Raw genomic sequence first — 21,443 nt, 5'->3', positions numbered from 1 at the left:
ACATCACAATGCCTTCGTCCGGAACAGTTCGTGCATCAGGTTATCAGGCCGGGGCCGCCACACCGCGACGGCACCGGCGGGTCTCACGCGTCCTCGGACGGTGACTGCTGCCCCAGCGACGCACGTACCTGCGGGGCGAGGAGAACGATGCGACCGAGCACACCGTTGACGAATCCGGGGGAATCGTCGGTCGAGAGTTCCTTGGCCAATTCGACGGCCTCGTCGACGACAACTGCGGTCGGGACGTCGGTGGTGTTGAACAACTCCCAGGTGGCGAGCCGCAGGATCGCGCGGTCCACGGCGGGAAGCCGCGGCAGCGTCCACTCACGTAGATGCGACTCGATCACCGAGTCGATCTGGCGGGCATCGCCAGCGACACCCTCGATGATCTGAGCGGTGTAGTCGTGGATCTTGCCCATACTGTCGTCGCCGAGCGCGATCTCACGCCGCTGAGCGATCAGCTCGATCGGTGACTCGTTCTTGACCTCGGCCTCGAAGAGCAGGTCGACCGCGCGTTTGCGGGCCTTGTGGCGGGTGCCGGATTTCTTGACCAATGTCACGAGTTGACGCGGCCGAGGTAGCTGCCGTCGCGCGAATCGACTTTCAGCTTGTCGCCTGTGTTGATGAACAACGGAACCTGGATCTCGGCACCGGTTTCCAAAGTCGCGGGCTTGGTGCCACCGGTGGACCGGTCACCTTGCACGCCGGGATCGGTCTGGGACACCAGGAGTTCGACGGTGACCGGGAGCTCGATGTACAGCGGCACGCCTTCGTGGGTGGCCACCTGCACGGTCATGTTCTCGAGCATGAACTTGGCTCCGTCGCCCACGGTCTCCGGGCTGACGTTCAGCTGCTCGAACGTCTGTCCGTCCATGAACACGTAGTCGCTGCCGTCGTTGTACAGGTAGGTCATGTCGCGGCGGTCGACTGTCGCCGTCTCCACCTTGACCCCGGCGTTGAACGTCTTGTCGACGGTCTTCCCCGAGAGCACGTTCTTGATCTTGGTGCGCACGAAGGCAGGGCCCTTACCGGGCTTGACATGCTGGAACTCGAGGATCTGCCAGAGCTGACCCTCCATGTTGAGCACCAAGCCGTTTTTGAAATCCGAAGTGTTGGCCACGTCTGTTCTTCCTCTCACCCGCCCCGGGCATCTTGTTGCGCGACGTCCTGCTCGCGCCGGGGCGCACGGTCAGATGACGGTGAATGTCTTGTCGGTGGTGGTGAGCAGATCGGGTTCGCCGTCGCGGATCACGAGGGTGTCCTCGATCCGAACGCCACCTCGGCCCGGCAGATAGACGCCGGGTTCTACGGTCACCGCTGCACCGCAAGGTAGTGTACCCGTGCTCAGCTTCCCGATGGACGGCGCTTCGTGTATCTGCAAGCCGACGCCGTGTCCGAGACCGTGCACATACTGCTCACCGAACCCCGCGGCGTCGATGATCGACCGGGCTGCCGCATCCACCTCGCCGGCATCGACGCCGGGTGCCAGCGCCTCCCGACCCGCCTGCTGTGCCTGCGCCACCAGGTCGTAGATCTCCCGTTGCCAGGACTCGGCCTTCTCCAAGACGTACGTGCGGGTCATGTCGGAGTGGTAACCACCGACCACCGCACCGAAGTCGATCTTGAGCAGGTCACCCGCCCCGAGCACGGCATCGGTCGGCCGGTGATGAGGAACGGCGGAGTTCGCCCCGGTCGCCACGATCGTCTCGAACGACACGGCCTCGGCACCGCGCTCGAACATCGCCCATTCGAGTGCCCTCGCGACCTGACGCTCGGTTCTGCCCGGAACCACCAGACCGTCACCGAGGATGTCGGCGAGGGCCAGGTCGGCCGTCTGACAGGCGGTCCGAATCTGTTCGATCTCGTCGTCGTCTTTGACCATCCTGAGGTCCTCGACCATCGCCCCCACCGGCTTCAGCGTCTCGGCGCCGGTCAGGATGGGCAGCAGTCGCTGATGTGTTTCGACTGTCACCACGTGTTTCTCGAACCCGATCCGGGCGCCGGACCCCACCAGGTACTCGGTGAGCGCGGAAGGGCAATCGCGCGCGATGATCGCGGTCAGGTCAGGGGCCTGTTCGGCGACCTGGGTGAGGTAACGCCCGTCGGTACTGATCCGGTCATCACCGGATGCGGTCACCACAAGAGCGGCATTGGACCCGGTGAATCCGGACAGATAGCGAACGTTGACCAGGTCCGTGACAAGGATAGCGTCGACGCCGGCCGCACTGAGTCCCGCTCGAAGGCGGTCCCGTCGCCCTGCGTGGGCCGCGTTCGCGGGATCTACGGCCACTCGACTGATGGGGGCGGCGGTCTGCGCCGAGGTGTCGGATGTAGCGCTCATGGCGTCCAGGCTAGTGCTACTTCGCTCTCGGGGGATGGTCAATGCACCCCCGCGACCGGGGACGCCGACATCCGAAAACGACGGTTTTGTGGGCCCTGCCACAAAAAGACGAGGCGCATCGGTACGCTGCTCACATGATTGCGTGGTTGCTTCGTGGCTTGGTGATGTCGGCGGTGCACATCGGTGCCCGGGTTCTGCTTGCTCTGGCGATCGTGCAGTGGCCGCTGGAAGCCACCTATTGGAAGACCATCGCCATCGCGTCCGTGGTCCTGGTGGCGCTCATCTGGGGCGGAATCGACGGTCTGCTCGACGGCCGCGCGCACCCGGACCCCGACGACTACGACGACCTGACCCTGCGCTGGCTCAAAGCCGGCCTGCTCGCCGGGCTGATCTCCGCCATCGTCGGCTGGGTACTCGGCAATTGGGTGTTGGCCGGAATGGGCCAGAACTCGCTGGCGATCGAGATCTTCGCAGGCGGCGCGTTCACCACGCTGCTGATCTTCGTGCCCGCGCTTGTCGGCGCCGCACTGGGCCGGTTCCTCACCCGTCGCCAGCATCGCAAGAACGAGGCGAACCGCGAGCATCGGGACGACAACCGCGGTGACCAGCGGTACGCGGATGACGACGATGCCGCCTACCAGCGCACCCAGCCCGTCGGCCTGAACAAGTAACCCTGCCGGGCAGGTAACGGCGTGGCCGACCGGCCCGCCACGATGGCCGGCCGGTCGATCGGTTGCCTAGATGAAGATCGCCCCGCCAGACGGTTCGTCCTTGGCGACGGTCGAGTAGGCGGCCGCGAGCAGTGCGGGATCGGGCGCTTCCAGACGGCCCGGTTTCGCCAGGCCGTCGAGCACCACGAAACGCAGCATTCCGGACCGGTTCTTCTTGTCCCCCGCCATGCCTTCGAGCAGATCGGGAAGCGCGTCCGGGTCATAGGCGACCGGCAATCCCACACTTTCGAGCACCGCCTTGTGCCGGTCCGCGGTCGCGTCGTCGAGTCGTCCGGCCAGTCGACCGAGCTCCGCAGCGAAGACGAGTCCGACCGACACCGCGGCACCGTGACGCCAGCGGTACCGCTCCCGGCGTTCGATGGCGTGTCCCAGCGTGTGACCGTAGTTGAGGATCTCCCGTAGCGCGGACTCTCGCAGATCGGCCGCGACCACCTCTGCCTTGACCCGCACCGATCGCTCGATCAGCTCGGTCAGGATCGGCCCCGTGGGGTCGAGCGCGGCCTGGGGATCTGCCTCGATCAGGTCAAGGATCACCGGGTCGGCGATGAACCCGGTTTTGATCACCTCTGCCATGCCGGCCACGATCTCGTTGTGCGGCACGGTTTCCAGGGTTGCCGTGTCGATCAGGACCGCCCGCGGTTCGTGGAAGGAGCCGACCAGGTTCTTGCCGGCGTCGGTGTTGATCCCGGTCTTGCCGCCGACAGCGGCGTCGACCATGGCCAGCAACGTGGTGGGCACATGCACCACCGGGATGCCCCGCATCCAGGTGGCGGCGACAAAACCGGCGAGGTCCGTGGCCGCTCCACCACCGAGGCTGACCACGACGTCGTTGCGTTTCATGCCGATCCGGCCGAACACTTCCCAGCAGAACGCGGCCACGGAGAGGTCCTTGCCGTCCTCCGCATCGGGAATCTCGACCCGGTGCGCGTCGAAATCGTTTTCTGCCAACGTCTTCCGGATCACTTCAGCGGTCTCGGCGAGCGTCGGCTGGTACAGGATGGCCACCGAGTCGGCACCGGCGACCGACTCGACGAGTTCGCCGAGCAGGCCCTTTCCGATGATCACCTCGTAAGGGCTCTCGCTGTTCACCGGTACCCGGATCGGTGTGGAGTCCGCGCTCATTGTCTCGCTTCCTGCGTGGTGAGTTGACTGATGATCTCGTCGGCCACGAGCCGTTGATGCGGCTGTGCGTCCACGACGATGGTTGCGATGTCTCGGTAGACGGGGTCTCGTTCGGCGAGCAGATCGGCATAGACCTGGGCCGGGTCAGGAGCCTGCAGCAGTGGACGCTTGGATCCCGAGACACGAGCGAAGCCCTGCGCCGCGGTCACATGGAGGTAGATGACGTTCTGACCGGCGAGCCGTTGCCGAGTCGAGTCGGAGAGAACGGCGCCCCCGCCCAGCGACACGACACCCCGCTCGCCAGCGAGCAGGTCAGCCACCACGTCTTCTTCCAGAGCCCGGAACGCGGGCTCGCCATCGCCCGAAAAGATCTCGGGAATCGTTCTGCCACTTCGCCGTTCGATCTCACCGTCACTGTCGATCCAGTCGACACCGAGCAAGCGGGCCAGCTGCTGACCGACCGTTGTCTTGCCGGATCCCATGAAGCCGATCAGCACGGCCCGTGGCCCGGACGTCACGGCTGCGGTAGATGCGCGGCGACGCGTTTGAGGTAGCCCGCCAGGTTGTCGGCGGTCTCGTGAGCCGAGTCGCCACCGAACTTCTCCAGCGCAGCCTGGGCGAGGACGAGGGCGACCATCGACTCGGCAACCACTCCTGCTGCGGGAACCGCGCACACATCCGACCGCTGGTGTATTGCGGTGGCCTGCTCGCCGGTGGTCATATCCATGGTGGACAGCGCCCGAGGCACCGTCGAGATCGGCTTCATCGCCGCCCGCACCCGGATGAACTCGCCGTTGCTCATGCCGCCCTCGAGGCCGCCGGCCCGGTTGGTCGACCGGACGGCACCGTGAGGTCCGGGGACCATCTCGTCGTGAGCCGCACTCCCCCGGCGACGGGCGGTTTCGAACCCGTCACCCACCTCGACACCCTTGATGGCCTGGATGCCCATGAGTGCGCCGGCCAGACGGGAATCGAGTCTGCGGTCTCCGCTGACGTGTGAGCCAAGGCCGATCGGGACTCCGGTGGCGACCACCTCGACGACGCCGCCCAGGGTGTCGCCGTCCCGCTTGGCGGCCTCGATCTCGGCGATCATCGCTGCCTCGGCATCGGTGGAGTAGGCCCGCACGGGACTGGCGTCGATCTGCGCGAGATCGGCGTGGGTGGGGGCTGCACCGATGTACGGATCGGAGGCGCCGATGGAGATGACGTGCGAGAGCACCTCGATGCCGAGCACCTGACGCAGGAAGTTGCGGGCAACCGTGCCGATCGCGACCCGGGCCGCTGTCTCACGTGCACTCGCCCGTTCCAGCACCGGCCGCGCGTCGGCGAAGCCGTACTTGAGCATGCCCGCGTAGTCGGCATGGCCCGGACGCGGGCGGGTGAGCGGCTCGTTGCGGGCGATCCCTTCGAGTTCCTCGGCGGGTACCGGGTCGGCAGACATGACCGACTCCCACTTGGGCCACTCGGAGTTGGCAACCTCGATGGCGACGGGTCCACCCATGGTCACGCCGTGGCGCACACCGCCGATCATGGTGACCTTGTCGGCCTCGAACTTCATCCGCGCACCACGTCCGTAACCGAGGCGGCGACGAGCCAGTTGGTCGGCGATCTCGGACGACGTCACCTCGACACCGGCCACCATTCCTTCCAGAACGGCAACCAGTGCGGGCCCGTGGGATTCTCCGGCAGTACTCCAGCGCAACACAGTGGTCAATTGTTCCACGCGTCGCCCGCCAGGCCCTCACCAGATCCCACAGACGAGTGCGGTGGCCGCGCACAGCGCCGGGCCGTGTGGCTGCGGCCGTCGATCTCCGGTGACCACCGCAGGCACCACGGTGAGGATGTGGGCCAGGACGATCACGGCCAGTACGGCTGCGGCGGAGCCGGCCAGGGCGCCCACGGTGATGGCCAGCTTCACGTCTCCGCCTCCGCAGGCGTGCAGTGAGAAGGCCACGAGGTAGATGCCGACGGCGACGACCAGACCTGGTGCGGCAGCGGGGTGCATCGTGACCGCGACGAGGGCGGCAACTGCAGCGGGCACCGTCAGTGCGTTCGGCAGCCGGCGCGTTCGGACATCGGACACGGACAAGGCCACGAACCAGATCGCCAGCACGGGCATGAGCATCTGCACAACGCCAACAATGGACGGTGCCACCGACCGCGAGGGCTCCGATCAGCGCGGCCTGTGGATGGCTGCGCTTATGTGGACAGATCAGGCCAGGACGGCGGCCATCGCCTCTCGGGGTGCCGGTCTGCCGGTGAATTGTTCGACCTGGCCGTACGCCTGGTTCAGCAGCATCACCAGGCCACCCACAACTGCGCCACCATGTTCGGCGACAGCGGTTGCCAGAGGGGTGGGCCACGGACTGTAGATCACGTCGAAGAGGCGGGGCGCGCCGGCAGCGGCTTCGACGAGGGGCTCAGCGGCGGCCGCAGGGACCGTGTTCACCAGCACCGCGCACTCGCGCGAACGCCTTGCCAGTTCCGGTCCGGGTTCGAAAGCGATCACCTCGGTCCGCAGACCGAACGCATCTGCGACGGCAGTGGCTTCCGCAGCCCGCGCGGCACTGCGTGCAACCACCGTCACGTGGCCCACGTGCACTCCCGCGAGTGCTGCGAGAACGGGCGCAGCGGTGCCGCCGGCGCCGAGGACCACGGCGGACGCACCGCCGAGCTCGCCGACACCGAGTTCGGTCAACGCTGCCGCCGCCCCATCGATGTCGGTGCAATCGGCCCGCCAGCCATCATCGGTCCTGACCAGGGTGTTGGCCGAACCGACCTTCGCTGCCCGCTCGGTCCGGGTCCGCGCCACGTCCAAGGCGGCCCGTTTACCGGGCATGGTCACCGACAGACCGACGTACCGATCGTCGAGCCCGCCCACCAGACCGGGTAGCTGTTCGGCCGTGCACTCGATACGTTCGTACGTCCAGTCGGTCAGGCCCAGCGCCCGGTACGCCGCCAGATGGAGGTCGGGCGAACGGGAATGACTCACCGGCGACCCGAGGATCGCGGCGGCCCGACTAACCACAGTTCGTCTGCAGCACGCCGTTGTCGCAGGCCTGCTGCCGATTGCGCTTGTGCTGCTCGAAATCGTCGGTGAACAGCGTTGTGCCCTGCTGATCGATGGACACGAAGTAGAGCCAATTGCCCACCGGCGGGTTCAGCGACGCCTCGAGAGCCGGCTGACCGACCGCACCGATCGGTGTGGGCGGCAGCCCCTTCTGCTGGTAGGTGTTCCACTTGGTGTCCGCGGTGAAGTCGTCGCCGGCGACGTCGATGTTCTGGATCGCCGAGGTGTAGTTCACCGTGGAGTCCATCTGCAGTGCCTGATTGTCGTCGAGCCGATTCACCACGACCCGAGCGACCTTGGGGTAGTCGTCGGCCCGGTTGACCTCGCGTTCGACGATCGAGGCGGTGACCAGCGTCTGATACGGGGTCATGTTGCTCGACGTGGTGCCCGATTCCGGCAGGCCCCACTGCGCGAACAGAGAGGCGCTGCGCGAGATCAGGTAGTTGAGCATCTGCACCGGGCTCAGATTCGGGTCGATCGCTTCACACAGCGTCGGCGCGATGAGCCCTTCGATCCTGCGGTGGTCGCCGGCCAGCGCGGTGACCGCGTCGGTCGCCCACGACGGGACGCCCAGTTCCTGAGGTGTTGCGGTGGCTGCCGCCTGGGCCAATTCCTCGACGGTCACCCCGCTCTCCTGTCCGTTCAGGGTGAGCGAAGTGGCTTCGGCGACGCGAGCGAAGACCCCCGGCGTCGTCTTGCCGTCGATGCCTTCTTTGGTGTCGAGCTGCAGGCCCTCGGGAATCACCACCCGGCCCACCCGGTTGTCGTCGGTGAGCATGGAAACAGCTGTGCTGGCGGGAATCTCGGTGCGCAGCTTGTAGAAGCCCGCCGAGATCGGCTTGCCGTCGGCCGCGGTGGTGAAGGCGCCCACACTGGCCACCACCTTGTTCTCCTTCAAGATCTCGCCGAACGCGGTGAGCGACGAGTCGGGCGGGATCTGCACCACCACATCCGACGTGCCCGCGGTGTTCGAGAAGTCGGAGTTGTCGGGTCCGCCGAACTGCCCGGCAAGCCGGAGTCCGGCGTAGCCGATTCCGCCGACGAGAAGCACCATGAACGCCACCGCTGCGGCGATGACAACCCTCTTGCGTTTGCGGCGCCGTTCGGCTGCCGCGCTGCGTTTGGGCGAGCGGTCCCGGGTGGGCAGTGCCGATCTGGGATCAGGGCGTCGTCGCGACGGCGCAGAGGCCGGATCGACGCCCGCAACGGCCACGCCGTCGCGTTCGCCGCGTTGACGCCTGTCGAAATCTTCACGGCCGGGGTCGACGTATGGGCCGGTCGCATCGTGTGGTGCCACGGGATCGTAGGCACGTGGGTGGCGAGAGCCACGGGGATCGGGCGGAACCGGGTTCGGTGGCGGAGCGTCGAATGGCGTGTCCATCCGCGACCCACTGCCCGGCGGGGGCCCGGTGGACGGGATCGGTGGACGGGTCGACTCGGGCGGAGCCCACGACGGATCAGACGATGGTCCACCGCCGGGCCACTGTTGTCCGGTGGGCGCCGCGTCGGCACCGCCCGGTCGGATGGTTCGCGGCCCGTGACGCCCAGAACGATTGCCACCACCGTCTGCGCCGCGGGTGAAGTATTTCAGCCGCTCCGGGTCGTAGTCCTGTGCCGAACGGCTGCGACGGTGACCGGGAGGCTGATGCTGTTCCCGGCGGTCGCCGTGACCGCGGCCGGTGGCCCGTTCATCGGATCGATCGTCGCTCACCCGCGTCCTTCCTGACGGCCCGCCTGCATGTCTTGACGGTTCGCCTGTAAATCCAACCATCCCTGCAAGATCGCTGTGGCGGCCGCCTGGTCGACAACCGATTTCTGTGCCTTCGCCCGCACACCCGAGCTGCGAAGGGCTTGCTGCGCGGTGACCGTCGAGAGGCGTTCGTCGCTGTAGAGCACCGGGATGGGTGAGATCCGGTCTGCCAGCGCGTTTCCGAACTCGGTCGCCAGTTTCGCTGCGTGGCCGTGCTCGTCACGCAGGGTTTTCGGTAGCCCGACGATGACCGCGACCGCCTCGTACTCGGCGATGATCTCTTCCAGCCGACGGAGGTCCCCGTCGCCGCCGGCAGTTCGCGCCACGGTCTCCACCGGAGTCGCGAGGATGCCATCGGGATCGCACGACGCAACCCCGATCCGGACACTCCCGACGTCGATGGCCACGCGCCGCCCCCGCGGCGTGAGCGTCATCGATTCGCGCCGACCAGGTCGCGCAGCCGAGACAACGCGGCATCGATGCCGGCGGCGTCGGTACCCGACCCCTGGGCGAGATCCGGCTTTCCGCCGCCGCGACCCGAGACCAGCGGCGCCAGATCCTTCACCAGGTCGCCGGCCTTGATACCGGCGTCACGGGCTGCCGCCGTGGTGGCGATCGCGAACGGGACCTTGTCGTCCGACACCGAGAAGAGGGCGACAACGGCGGTGTCCGAACCGACACGACCGCGCAGGTCACCGGCGAGCGTGCGCAGGTCACCGGCGTTCATCCCGTCGAGTTTGCCGGAGACCACCAGCACGTCACCGACCCGGACTGCGTCGTCGATGAGTGAGCCCACCGAGGCCTTCGCGGCGTCGGCGCGCATCTTCTCGATCTGTTTCTCCGCGTCGCGCAGTTTGTTGACCAACGTCTCGACCCTGGCCGGGACCTGATCCGACGGCACCTTGAGGCTCGAGGCCAGACCGGCCAGCAACGCCCGCTCCTTGGCGAGGTAGCGGTAGGAATCAAGACCGACATAGGCCTCGATCCGCCGCACCCCCGACCCCACCGAGGACTCCCCCAGCAACGTGACCGGACCGACCTGAGCTGACGCATCGACGTGGGTACCGCCGCACAGTTCCATCGAGAACGGCCCGCCGATCTCCACCACTCGCACAACGTCGCCGTAGTTCTCGCCGAAGAGTGCCATGGCGCCCATCGCCTTGGCCTCGGGCAGGTTGGTCTCGAAGGTGTTCACCGGGTAATTGGCCTCGACGGCAGCGTTGGTGATCTCCTCGATCTCCCCGCGCTGGGCCTCGGTGACCGGGCCCTGTGCACTGAAGTCGAAACGGAGATAACCCGGTCGGTTCAGGGAACCGGCCTGAGTTGCGGTGGGCCCCAGGACCTGCCGGAGCGCTGCGTGCACGAGGTGGGTTCCGGAATGACCCTGGGTGGCACCGTGACGCCAGGCGGTGTCCACCTGGGCGAGCACCACATCGCCTTCGGCGACCTCGCCTTCCTCGACCACCGCCCGGTGCAGCCACACCGTCTTACCGAGCTTCTGGACGTCCTTGACCTTGATCCGGAGTCCGGACGACGTCGTGATGCTGCCGATGTCGGCGATCTGGCCACCGGATTCGGCGTAGAGGGGGCTGCGGTCGAGAATGACCTCGACCTCTTGCCCGGCCGAAGCACTGCGAACCTTGCCTCCGTCGGACACGAGTCCCAACACCGTTGCCTCAGAGACCAATTCATCAAAACCGGTGAAGACGGTGGGTCCGCGGTCCAGGAACTCCCGATAGACACTGAGGTCGGCATGGCCGGATTTACGTGCCGTGGCATCGGCTTTGGCGCGCTGACGCTGTTCGGCCATCAGTTCGGTGAAGCCCTGTTCGTCCACCGACAGTCCGGCTTCGGCGGCCATCTCCAAGGTGAGGTCGATCGGGAATCCGTAGGTGTCGTGCAGCGCGAATGCATCTCGTCCGCTGATCCGGGTGGCGCCCGACGCCTTGGTCGTCGCCGCGGCGTCGTCGAACAATTTCGAGCCGGCGGTCAGGGTCTTGAGGAACGCATCCTCCTCCCCGACGGCCAGGGACACGATGCGCGAACGCTGTTCGGCCAGTTCGGGATACGACGTCGACATCGTGTCGATGACTGCCTCGGTGAACTTTTCGACCGTGGCGCCGCCGGCACCCAGGAGGCGGGCAGATCGAACGATGCGACGGAGAAGGCGGCGCAGCACGTACCCGCGGCCGTCGTTACCGGGTGTGATGCCGTCGGCGATGAGCATCACCGCGGTGCGCGCGTGGTCGGCGATCACCCGGAACCGGACATCGTCCTCGTGGTTGCCTGCGCCGTAGGTGCGGCCGGTCAGTTGCTGCGCGATCCCGATGACGGGGGCGAGCAAATCGGTCTCGTAAACGTTCTCCACCCCTTGCAGCAGGCAGGCGACGCGCTCGATGCCCATGCCGGTGTCGATGTTCTGCTTCGGCAGTGGCCCGAGGATCTCGTAGCCGTCCTTGCCGCCACCAGGTCCACGCTGGTTCTGCATGAAGACCAGGTTCCAGATCTCGATGTAGCGGTCCTCGTCGGCTTCGGGGCCACCTTCGACTCCGTAGGCGGGTCCGCGGTCATAGAAGATCTCCGAACATGGTCCGCAGGGCCCCGGAACACCCATCGACCAGTAGTTGTCTTTCATCCCCCGGCGCTGGATGCGCTCGGCGGGTACGCCGATCTCGTCGCGCCAGATAGCTTCGGCCTCGTCGTCGTCGAGGTACACCGTCGGCCAGAGCCGGACCGGGTCGATCCCGAAACCGCCGTCGGCCACCGGGTTGGTGAGCAACGTCCACGCGAACGTGATGGCCTCGCGCTTGAAGTAGTCGCCGAACGAGAAGTTGCCCGCCATCTGGAAGAAGGTGTTGTGGCGGGTGGTGATGCCCACCTCTTCGATGTCGAGTGTGCGGACGCACTTCTGAATGCTGGTGGCCCGGGTGTACGGCGGGTTCTGCTCGCCGAGGAAGTAAGGCTTGAACGGCACCATGCCGGCATTGACGAACAGCAGGTTGGGGTCGTCGAGGATCAGTGACGCGCTGGGTACCTCGGTGTGCCCGGCCTTGATGAAGTGATCCAGGAAGCGCTTCCTGATCTCATGCGTCTGCACTGGTTCAGTCCTTACTCATCGGGGCGTGCCGCTCGGCGTGTCGCCGGTAAACGGCCGTGTTCACACTACCGGTGTCGGCCCTGTAATCAGGTGTTGGAGCGGCCGCGGCCGCGAATGATGTTGCGGAGCCGTCCGAGACGTGGCCCGATCTCGCGCTCGTAGCCGTGGTCGGTGGGCTCGTAGTAGTCGACGCCGACCAGCTCGTCCGGCGGGTATTGCTGCCCGACGACGCCGCCGGGTGCGTCGTGGGGGTAGCGGTAACCCACGGCATTGCCGAGTTTCGCCGCGCCGGCATAGTGCCCGTCACGCAGGTGCGCTGGCACCGCGCCGGCCCGGCCGCCCTCGACATCGGCGATCGCTGCGCCGATGGCCGCCACCACACCTGCGGATTTGGGGGCCGTCGCCAGGTGAATCGTCGCCTGCGCCAACGCGAGCCGTGCCTCGGGCATACCGATGAGTTGAACCGCCTGCGCCGCAGCGGTCGCTGTCTGCAGCGCCGTCGGGTCGGCCATCCCGATGTCCTCGCTGGCGTGCACGACCAACCTGCGGGCGATGAACCGCGGGTCCTCGCCTGCCGTGATCATGCGGGCCAGGTAGTGCAGTGCGGCATCCACATCCGAGCCGCGGATCGATTTGATGAACGCGCTGATCACGTCGTAGTGCTGGTCGCCATCACGGTCGTATCGAACGGCAGCACGATCGACTGCTGACTCGACATGCGCGAGGGTGACCTTTGTCGGTGCACGGGAGGTACCGCCGTCGGCCATCGAATCGGCAAGTGCCGCATCGGCAGCCGCCTCCAGTGCCGTGAGGCCGCGACGCGCGTCGCCCGCCGAGATCTTCTCCAGGTGGTCGAGGGCGTCGTCGTCGATCGTGACCGCCCCGTCGTAACCGCGAGGGTCCGATGCCGCCCGTTGTAGCAACTTCCGGATGTCCGGCCCTTCCAGGGACCGCAGTTGCAACACAAGGGAGCGCGACAGCAACGGTGCCACCACGGAGAACGACGGATTCTCGGTGGTGGCCGCAACGAGCAGCACGATTCGGTTCTCCACCGCATCGAGCAAGGCGTCCTGCTGCGTCTTGGAGAAGCGATGAACCTCGTCGATGAAGAGCACGGTCTGAGTGCCCGCGATCAGGCGGCGGCGCGCAGCATCGATCACCGCGCGGACTTCCTTGACCCCCGACGACAGGGCCGACAGTGCTTCGAACCGTCCGCCTGCTGCGGTGGAGATCAGCGAGGCCATCGTCGTCTTGCCGGTACCGGGTGGGCCGAACAGCAGTACCGATGCGGCCCCCGAACCATCGATCAGCCGGCGCAACGGAGATCCGCTCTCCAGCAGATGTTCCTGTCCGACAATCTCTTCCAGTGTCTGTGGTCGCATCCGCACGGCCAAGGGTGACCCCGCGGAGGCGCCGGGCAGACCCTTGGTGATCGTGTCGGGTGGTGCCTCGGGTGCGGCGAAGAGCCCACCCTGTTCGTCGGTCATGGGAAAGGCCGGATATCGGTCATCTCGTACGGCCCCGTCAGTGCAGCCAGGACGAGTCCAGCGCCTGACCGACCGTGTCGGCGAACTCGGCAAGGTTCGGTGCATCCGCCCGGCGAGCGGCGTCAGCGAGACCGGCCCAGCGGTCGACGATCACCCGCGGGTCGGATGTGCTGATCGCGAGCCCGTGCGGCTCGTCGGAAGCACCGACGTCGGTGTCTTCGGCGGGCAACATCCAGACGGTGGAGAGCCATACCCACGCCAGCCGGGCGAGCACGGCCTTGCGGGCCAGCTCGCGGTCGGACGCCAGGCTGGGCCAGATGCCCTGGACTTCCGAGCGCCATGCGTCCAGCATTGCGGTCTCGAGTTCGACTATGCGCGTGGCGTTGTCGGCGGCGAGCCACGGCCGGAACGTCACCAGCGCATAGGCGATGTCGAGCGAGGCGTCGCGGAAACCGCCCCATTCGTAGTCCATGAACTGGACGCCCTCATCGTTGATGAGGATGTTCTCGGGACCGACGTCAGAGGGGCTGAATGCGCGGTGTTCACCTTCGCCGAACAACGCTCGGGCTTTGCCCAGGGCATCCAGCACTTCAGGGTCCACGGTCAGTCCGAAAGTGTCTGCGATCACCCGCGGCGCGGCGCTGACCGCCGCCTCGAACTGCGCTCGGAGGGCGTCAACGGCGATCCCGGCCGCGCCTTGGCGGAGCAGCGCGGCAAAGTCGCCTTCGCCGCCCACGGTGGCAGCGTGCATTCGGCCGAGAGCCTGACCCCATGCGCTCACAGCGTTGCTGGTGGCGGCGCGGTCGTCACTGCCCAGCAGCTCGGTCATGGATCGTCCATCTCCGAGGTCGCTCAACACCAGAACACGAGCGGAGAGGTCGAATGCGATCAGTTGAGGACCCGGGCGCGACTCGAGGGGCAGCGCGGTCGCGTATTTGTACGATGCAACCTCGCGAATGAATGCTTCGCTGGACTCGGCGTCATCACCGTCGCCGAGGACCTTGATCACCAAGGTGCGGTCGCCGGAGAACGGATTCTGGGCGACCCGGACCCGCACCACCTCGGTACGACCGCTGCCACCGAGGTCCTCAGGATCGGCTAAGGACACCGCGGAGCCGGCCCGAGCTGCGAGAATACGCTCGGCTGCCTGCACCGCGCCGGTGATCTGGCTATCGGCAAGAACAGTCATCGCCTCCAACTTACCCAATGGTGGCCTTACCCGGGCCCACCCGACGAGACATGTCAGATTTGTGGCGACACATCGACAGAGACCTCGATCCTGCTCTTGCGCGATTCGGTGTAGATGACCCCGCGCAGGGGCGGCACGTCGTCGTAGTCCCTGCCCCAGGCCACGGTGACGTGACGTTCGTCGACCAGTTTGTCGTTGGTGGGGTCGAATGCGATCCACGAGTCCCCGGGCAGCCAGACCGCGGCCCATGCGTGTGAGGCATCGGCACCGAAGATCCGTTCTTTTCCTGGTGGCGGGTCGGTGGCGAGGTAACCCGACACATACCGGGCAGCCAGACCCTGGGACCGCAGGCATGCGATCGCGACCCGTGCGAAGTCCTGGCACACGCCTTCGCGGCGCTCCATGACCGTGCCGACACGGGTGGAGATGGCCGTGGACCCCGAACGGTAGGTGAAGTCCTGAAAAATACGCGTGGTGAGGGTGGTCACGGCTTCAAGGAGTGGTCTGCCCGGGGTGAAGATCGCCGACGCATAATCCCTCACCGCAGGCGTGATCTCGGGAGGGTCGAGGTCGAGGCGGAACTCCGCTGCCCTGCCGCCGGCCATCCCGGTCGGGCGGGCTGATTCCCAGGGGGCCTGCGCGGCAGGCGATTCCAGCACATCGTCGTCGATCGGATCCACCTCGACTATCGAACGCCCGGTGACCTCGAGCCGCCGATGTGGGGTCCGGACATGGAAATAGCAGTCGTGATTGCCATATGTGTCGACACCGGTGGACCGGTCGGCGGGTTCGGGGTCGATCTCGACCTCGCTCGAGAGCACCCGCTGCCCGGGCATGTCACGGGGTTGCAGGTGTCCTCGCCCGTAAGAACTGGTGACCACGTCGTCGTAGTCGTAACGGGTGCGGTGCAAGACTGCGTACCGTCGACTCGGCGAGGCACTCGCAGAGCTCTCCCCCGCCGGCGCCGGTGGCTCGAAATCGCCCGGACGGTTCACAGTTGGTCCTCCGATCCGGCGCCCCAGAGCGGCTGCATCTCGACGGGGTACGCAAAGCGCGTCCGGCCGAGGACGTCGGATATCTCACGCAATCCGGCGCCGAGAGTGCTCATCAGTTCGGCGAGTTCGACTCGACGACCACCGGCACCGATCGCGGCGAGATCCGCGGGGTCGACTCTGCGCAACTCGGCGACGAGGTCTTCGACCAGCCGCTCGGCAGCGGCGGACCGTACGTCGGTGGGCAACGCCGTCAGATCGGCACGCAGAGTGTCCAATTGGTAGATCATCGCCCTGGGGTTGCCCTCGTCGAAGAGCAGCAGACCCGCGACCGGGCCCAGCCTGACGATGCCGCGGTTGCGGCGGCGGTAGATGATCGCGGACTCGTTGGCAACGAGGTATGCCTCGAGCAGACCCTGTTCGGTGTCGGCGTCGTGTTGCTGGACCAGAACAGCGGACGTGAGCGCGGCCAGCATCTGAGCTCGTTCGATGCGCCGACCGATGTCCATGAACAGCCAGCCCGCGTCGTGGACCATCGATTCGGCCTGCAGCCCGGCCAGCGCCAGGAGCCCGTGCAGAATTTCCTCGTGCGCACGGCCGAGTTCGGACCCGTCGACGTCCAGTTCCTCGTTCGTCTCGGCGCCCGAACCAGACAAGATGGCCGGCGGACTACCCAGTTCGGCGATCGCTCTGTCGACCGCTCCGAGCACCATCCATGTGCTGGTGGACATCTGATCCCGCACCGCGCGCGCGAGTTGCTGCAGCCGTTCGACGGCAAAGGCCACCGAACCCGATGCCCTGCGCGAGCTGGTCATCGAGTGCATACGTGCCGTGGCCGCCATCACCTCGTCGGGCTCGGGCGGGCGGCTGCTGTCGAAGTCGGCGATACCCGCTGTGTCCTCGAGGGCGGCCTCGCTGCCGGTGGCCGCTGCGATCGCGGACAGGAACAACGGAATGGACGCCGTCCCCGACATCCACGGCCGGTAGCGATAGTCCTCGTAACGTTCCCTGGCCACCTTGACCATTCGGGTGGTCAGTTCTGCTCGTTCTCCATATCGGCCGAACCAGAACAGATCCGACAGCACCCTCGGAGAGCTCACGACGGCGCTGTCGGTCACCGGTCGGTGGGCGCGAGTTGATCGGCGGTCCACCTGGTCGCCGTCCGCCGTCATGACCGTTGCCACTCGGTCGTGGTGGTCGGACGACTCGGGAACACGGGCCGTGGGCCCCGCCGGCTCGGTGGTGGTGACCCAGACGTCTTTTCCCGCAACCGAATCCCAGGAGGCTCCGGCAGTTCCATCGGCGAGCACGTGGCCCAGGCCGCCTGGCATCACGGCATAACCCGCCCCCTGGGCGACGCTGAACACGCGTAGGCCCACCGGCGCCGGACGCAGGCCCGCCCCGCCGGATCCGGAGTGCGTAGCGGCCGGGGTGGCTGACGGGGCCACCGAATAGTCTTCGAGCCGACGCCCCGCCCACGGCCACGGCTCGGCTTCGATCCGGGCGATCAGTTCATCGCGCGCTGCGGAGGTCAGACCTGGCCCCGAGATCTCTTCTCCGGTGCGGAAATTGGAGATCTGCAGGTAGGCCACGTCGGCGAGGATCTTGGCGCGGTCGAGATCGGTTCCCGCCCAATATGTCTCGACAGAATCGAGAAGCAGGTCCTCGTCGAGCAGGTGTCGGCTGACAGCGTGCAAAACGGTATGCAACGCCGGGTTCTCGAGGACCCCCGCGCCCAGGTGGTTCACCACCGAGACCGTCCCGCGCGACACGGCCTCCACGAGCCCGGGAACCCCGAGCCGCGAATCGGTGCGCAGATCGAGCGGATCGCAATAGGCCGCGTCGACGCGCCGAAGGATCACGTCGAGCCGTTTGAATTTGCCCAGCGAACGCATGTACACACTGCCACCGCGAACGACGAGGTCGGCTGCTTCCACAAGGGGGAAGCCCAGTGCAGAAGCCAGGTAGGCCTGGTCGAATGCGGTCTCGGACAACGAGCCCGGTGTCAGCACCGCCACCGTCGGGTCCTCGGTCCCCTGCGGCGCGTACTCGAACAGCGACAGGCGAAGGGTTGCCGAGAACGCTGTCAGAGGCCGGGGTACGCATCGCTGGAACAACCGCGGGAACGCCCGCGACATCAGTCGTCGATCGGCGAGGGCGTATCCGACGCCAGAGGGGGCACCGGCGCGGTCGGCATACACGGTGTGCGCCCCACCCGGGCCGCGCCCGACGTCGCAGGCGTGCAAGAACAACGAGTGCGGCCCGGCCTGCGGGAATCCCGCAGCCTTGCGGATGTACCCCGGGTGGCCATAAACCATCTCCGGCGGCACGACCCCGTCCGTGATCACCTGTTGGCCCGAATAGATGTCGGCGAGCAGGGCGTCGAGAACCCTGGATCGCTGGGCGATTTTTCGGTCGAGTTCGGCCCACTGCGCGCCATCGACGAGCAGCGGCACAGGATCCAGCTCCCAGCGCCGCCGCCGGGTGGAATCACCATCCGGGGCGTTGTAGGTGATGCCGTCGTCGTCGACCAGTGTGCGTACGCGTCGTTCGGCCCGGTCCAGCCCGGATCGGCCGAGACGCGAATAGCCGTCGACGAGCGGTTCCCACTGCCTGCGAACGGCCCCCGAGGCATCAAGCAGCTCGTCGTACGGGCCTGGAGACGAAGCCCCGGGGATACGAGCGAGATCGAACAATCCGAACCGGTCAGACCGATATCGGTCCAGGACTCCGGTGGGTTCGACCTTGGGCGATGTCACCGCAGAACTGTACGTGTGCGCAACTGGTCAGGGATCATCGGTACGCCCGGGCCGGTCGCGGCCGCGGACCGCGATCGTGGGCGACGAGTGGCCCCGCTACTGCGTGTCACCGCTGCGCGCGGACTTGCGGACGAGGGCCGACTTCCCGCGCCGTCGGCTGTGGGCCCGATGGATGAGGAGCACCGCGACCCCGGCAACCACGATCCCGATCAGGTTGATCACCAGCTGCGCGGTGGATTCGGCGGCGACCCGCCACTGCCCCAGGGTGGCGGCGACCGCCGCATACCCGGCGGCGGGCACCGTCGTGACCGAGATGAAGACGCCGACCAGCGCCGCGGACTTCGAGGACACCAGCGACAACATGCCTGCCGCGCCCGCGAGCAGTGCGACCACCAGCGAGAACGGTCCGACCTGATAGATGAAGTCGAGCTGGTCGGCTGTGGTCACGTCGCGCATCGTCATCCAGCCGAGACTCTGGGCGGCCAGCGCACCGAGCCCGGTCACCACCATGGCGAGCGGAAACCCCACCGCCAAAGCCACCACGGATCGCCGGGCCAGGGCGTATCGGCGGCGCACGATCGCCACGGCGATGGCGCCGAGTGGACCGAACTCGGGCCCGACGACCATCCCACCGACAACCGTGACGGGGGAATCGGTCACCACCCCGACAGCCGCGAGCAGACAGGCCAGGCACAGGAAAGCCAGGAACGTACCGCTCAGCGTCGAATCCTCGTTGGTGCGCTCGAGTAGTTCGTCCCACACCACCGCGTCTTCGGGATCTCCCGGGGCGTCGTGCTCAGCCCGATCGGCGGCCTCGGACAGCACCATGTCGAGCAGTTCGACGGTGATGGCACCTTCGGTCCGAAGCTCCAGTGCCCTGAGCTCTTTGAGCAGTTCGTTCGCGGCCTCACGGGTGACGTCGGCTTCGATCAGGTCCCCGGCCGGCTCCACTGCGACCCCTGGAATCCGGACCACGTGAGCGACCCCGACGTAGTCACGCAACGTCTCCACCACGGCATCAGATCGCTCCTGCGGGCTGATGATCCTGATGTGGAGCACAGGCCGGCAGCGTTCAGGACTCGGCGGGTGCCGGCGACTTCACGGCCTGTTTGTCCTTGGGCGCCGGTGGTTTCGCGTCGATTCCCGACTCCTTGCGTTGGGCCGGCGTGATCGCGGCGGGCGCGTCGGTGAGCGGATCGATCCCACCCCCGGACTTCGGGAACGCGATGACGTCGCGGATCGACGGTTGCCCGGCGAGCAGTGCCGTGATCCGGTCCCATCCGAAAGCGATGCCGCCGTGGGGCGGAGCTCCGTATGCGAAGGCGTCCAGCAGGAATCCGAACTTCTCCTGCGCTTCCTCGGTGCCGATGCCCATGATCTTGAAGACGAGTTCCTGGACCTCGCGCCGGTGGATACGAATCGATCCGCCACCGATCTCGTTGCCGTTGCAGACGATGTCGTAGGCGTACGCCAAGGCGGATCCGGGGTCGGATTCGAGCACCCCCAGCGATTCGGGCTTCGGAGAGGTGAAGGCGTGGTGCACAGCGGTCCACGCGCCCGAGCCGACGGCCACGTCACCGCTGGCGGTGGCATCGTCGGCCGGCTCGAACAGTGGCGCGTCCACCACCCACGTGAACGCCCAGTCGCCGTCCTTGATCAGGCCGAGACGTTGGGCGATCTCGCCGCGGGCTGCACCGAGCAGGGCGCGCTGTGCCTTGGCGGGCCCGGCGGCGAAGAACACACAGTCGCCGGGGGTCGCGCCGACGTGGGCCACCAGACCGGCCCGCTCGTCCTCGGACAAGTTCTTGGCCACCGGCCCACCGAGCGAACCGTCCTCTTGGACAAGCACATACGCCAACCCCTTGGCGCCGCGCTGCTTCGCCCACTCCTGCCAGGCGTCGAGCTGTCGCCGTGGCTGGCTTGCCCCACCCGGCATGACAACCGCACCCACGTAGGGAGCCTGGAACACCCGGAACGGAGTGTCCTTGAAGTAGTCGGTGCACTCCACCAGCTCGAGTCCGAATCGCAGGTCCGGTTTGTCGCTGCCGAACCGGCGCATCGCCTCGGCGTAGGTGATCCGCGGAATCGGCGTCGGGAGGTCATAGCCGATCAGCTTCCACAGCGCGACGAGGATCTGTTCTGCGACGGCGATCACGTCGTCCTGCTCGACGAAGCTCATCTCGACGTCGAGCTGGGTGAACTCGGGCTGGCGGTCGGCGCGGAAGTCCTCGTCGCGGTAGCAGCGGGCGATCTGGAAGTACCGCTCCATCCCGGCGACCATCAGCAGCTGCTTGAAGAGCTGGGGACTCTGGGGCAGCGCATAGAAGGTGCCGGGTTGTAACCGTGCCGGCACCAGGAAGTCGCGGGCGCCTTCGGGTGTGGATCGGGTCAGCGTCGGGGTCTCGATCTCCACGAAGTCCTGATCGAGCAGGACGGTGCGCGCGGCGTTGTTGACCTTCGAACGGAGCCGCAGGGCCGCACCCGGGCCTTCGCGGCGGAGATCGAGATACCGGTACTTCAGACGCGCTTCCTCGCCGGGGCTCTCGTCGAGTTGGAACGGCAGGGGCGCGGACTCGTTGAGCACAACGAGTTCGGTGGCATTGATCTCGATCGCACCCGACTCCAGGTTCGGGTTCTCACTGCCCTCGGGTCGCTGCTCGACGAGTCCGGTGACCTGCACGCAATACTCTGCGCGGAGCCGGTGCGCCGGCGTGGCCACCGCCTCGTCACGGAAAACCACCTGTGCGAGCCCGGAGCTGTCGCGCAGATCGATGAAGATGACCCCGCCATGGTCGCGGCGTCGCGCCACCCAACCGGTCAACGTCACGGTCTGTCCGGCGTTCTCGGCCCGTAACGATCCGGCGAAATGGGTGCGGAGCACAGTGTTCCTCTCGATTGCGGTCAA

At 66.9% G+C, this 21,443-nt stretch carries 18 protein-coding genes; 1 reads left to right on the top strand and 17 read right to left on the bottom strand.

Going from position 1 to position 21,443, the window contains the following annotated elements; translation table 11 throughout:
• Window positions 1-83: 83 nt before the first annotated feature.
• The 3 genes from nusB to KXR83_RS10245 all read right to left on the bottom strand — a co-directional run bounded on the left by nusB (window position 84) and on the right by KXR83_RS10245 (window position 2,341).
• A complete protein-coding gene (nusB, locus tag KXR83_RS10255; RefSeq protein ID WP_243404307.1) occupies window positions 84-560 on the bottom strand; it encodes a transcription antitermination factor NusB in 477 nt (158 codons plus the stop codon).
• A complete protein-coding gene (gene efp / locus KXR83_RS10250; protein ID WP_030163170.1) occupies window positions 557-1,120 on the bottom strand; it encodes an elongation factor P in 564 nt (187 codons plus the stop codon). Before efp ends, nusB begins: the two co-directional genes overlap by 4 nt.
• Window positions 1,121-1,189: 69 nt before the next feature.
• On the bottom strand, window positions 1,190-2,341 hold the full coding sequence (locus tag KXR83_RS10245) for a M24 family metallopeptidase (protein WP_437424743.1): 1,152 nt from the start codon (window positions 2,339-2,341) through the stop codon (window positions 1,190-1,192).
• Window positions 2,342-2,475: 134 nt separating this feature from the next.
• On the opposite strand from KXR83_RS10245, the gene KXR83_RS10240 reads away from it, so the two are divergent.
• Window positions 2,476-3,012, top strand: coding sequence for a B-4DMT family transporter (locus tag KXR83_RS10240; RefSeq protein WP_437424742.1), 537 nt, complete (start codon window positions 2,476-2,478; stop codon window positions 3,010-3,012).
• A gap of 66 nt (window positions 3,013-3,078) precedes the next feature.
• Here KXR83_RS10240 and aroB read toward each other — a convergent pair whose 3' ends face one another.
• The 14 genes from aroB to aspS all read right to left on the bottom strand — a co-directional run bounded on the left by aroB (window position 3,079) and on the right by aspS (window position 21,419).
• Window positions 3,079-4,194: a 3-dehydroquinate synthase gene (aroB, locus tag KXR83_RS10235; protein ID WP_437424741.1), complete on the bottom strand. Its 1,116-nt coding sequence runs from the start codon at window positions 4,192-4,194 to the stop codon at window positions 3,079-3,081.
• Window positions 4,191-4,676: a shikimate kinase gene (locus KXR83_RS10230; protein WP_437424945.1), complete on the bottom strand. Its 486-nt coding sequence runs from the start codon at window positions 4,674-4,676 to the stop codon at window positions 4,191-4,193. The genes aroB and KXR83_RS10230 overlap by 4 nt, the downstream gene beginning before the upstream one ends.
• A 32-nt stretch (window positions 4,677-4,708) precedes the next feature.
• Window positions 4,709-5,917 carry a chorismate synthase gene (gene aroC / locus KXR83_RS10225; protein WP_062797994.1) on the bottom strand — a complete coding sequence of 403 codons (1,209 nt, stop codon included), beginning with the start codon at window positions 5,915-5,917 and terminating at the stop codon, window positions 4,709-4,711.
• 18 nt (window positions 5,918-5,935) lie between these two features.
• A complete protein-coding gene (locus KXR83_RS10220) occupies window positions 5,936-6,319 on the bottom strand; it encodes a prepilin peptidase (protein ID WP_437424944.1) in 384 nt (127 codons plus the stop codon).
• 87 nt (window positions 6,320-6,406) lie between these two features.
• A complete protein-coding gene (locus tag KXR83_RS10215; protein ID WP_437424740.1) occupies window positions 6,407-7,222 on the bottom strand; it encodes a shikimate dehydrogenase in 816 nt (271 codons plus the stop codon).
• Window positions 7,215-8,975, bottom strand: coding sequence for an endolytic transglycosylase MltG (gene mltG, locus KXR83_RS10210; protein ID WP_437424739.1), 1,761 nt, complete (start codon window positions 8,973-8,975; stop codon window positions 7,215-7,217). The genes KXR83_RS10215 and mltG overlap by 8 nt, the downstream gene beginning before the upstream one ends.
• A complete protein-coding gene (gene ruvX, locus KXR83_RS10205) occupies window positions 8,972-9,448 on the bottom strand; it encodes a Holliday junction resolvase RuvX (RefSeq protein WP_023959491.1) in 477 nt (158 codons plus the stop codon). Before ruvX ends, mltG begins: the two co-directional genes overlap by 4 nt.
• Window positions 9,445-12,111 carry an alanine--tRNA ligase gene (gene alaS / locus KXR83_RS10200; RefSeq protein ID WP_437424738.1) on the bottom strand — a complete coding sequence of 889 codons (2,667 nt, stop codon included), beginning with the start codon at window positions 12,109-12,111 and terminating at the stop codon, window positions 9,445-9,447. Before alaS ends, ruvX begins: the two co-directional genes overlap by 4 nt.
• 86 nt (window positions 12,112-12,197) lie before the next feature.
• A complete protein-coding gene (locus KXR83_RS10195; RefSeq protein ID WP_437424737.1) occupies window positions 12,198-13,598 on the bottom strand; it encodes a replication-associated recombination protein A in 1,401 nt (466 codons plus the stop codon).
• Between the two features lie 37 nt (window positions 13,599-13,635).
• Window positions 13,636-14,787, bottom strand: coding sequence for a hypothetical protein (locus KXR83_RS10190; protein ID WP_437424736.1), 1,152 nt, complete (start codon window positions 14,785-14,787; stop codon window positions 13,636-13,638).
• A 53-nt stretch (window positions 14,788-14,840) separates the two neighbouring features.
• Window positions 14,841-15,698: a transglutaminase family protein gene (locus KXR83_RS10185; RefSeq protein WP_437424735.1), complete on the bottom strand. Its 858-nt coding sequence runs from the start codon at window positions 15,696-15,698 to the stop codon at window positions 14,841-14,843.
• Between the two features lie 80 nt (window positions 15,699-15,778).
• Window positions 15,779-18,538 carry a circularly permuted type 2 ATP-grasp protein gene (locus KXR83_RS10180; RefSeq protein WP_437424734.1) on the bottom strand — a complete coding sequence of 920 codons (2,760 nt, stop codon included), beginning with the start codon at window positions 18,536-18,538 and terminating at the stop codon, window positions 15,779-15,781.
• Between the two features lie 96 nt (window positions 18,539-18,634).
• Window positions 18,635-19,597: a DUF389 domain-containing protein gene (locus tag KXR83_RS10175; protein ID WP_437424733.1), complete on the bottom strand. Its 963-nt coding sequence runs from the start codon at window positions 19,595-19,597 to the stop codon at window positions 18,635-18,637.
• A gap of 13 nt (window positions 19,598-19,610) precedes the next feature.
• Window positions 19,611-21,419, bottom strand: a complete 1,809-nt coding sequence (gene aspS, locus KXR83_RS10170; RefSeq protein ID WP_437424732.1) for an aspartate--tRNA ligase — start codon at window positions 21,417-21,419, stop codon at window positions 19,611-19,613.
• Window positions 21,420-21,443: the final 24 nt, after the last annotated feature.

Source organism: Williamsia muralis (assembly GCF_051487485.1).
In the GTDB taxonomy this organism is placed as follows: Bacteria; Actinomycetota; Actinomycetes; order Mycobacteriales; family Mycobacteriaceae; genus Williamsia; species Williamsia muralis_B.
This window is presented reverse-complemented; position numbering and strand designations above follow the sequence as displayed.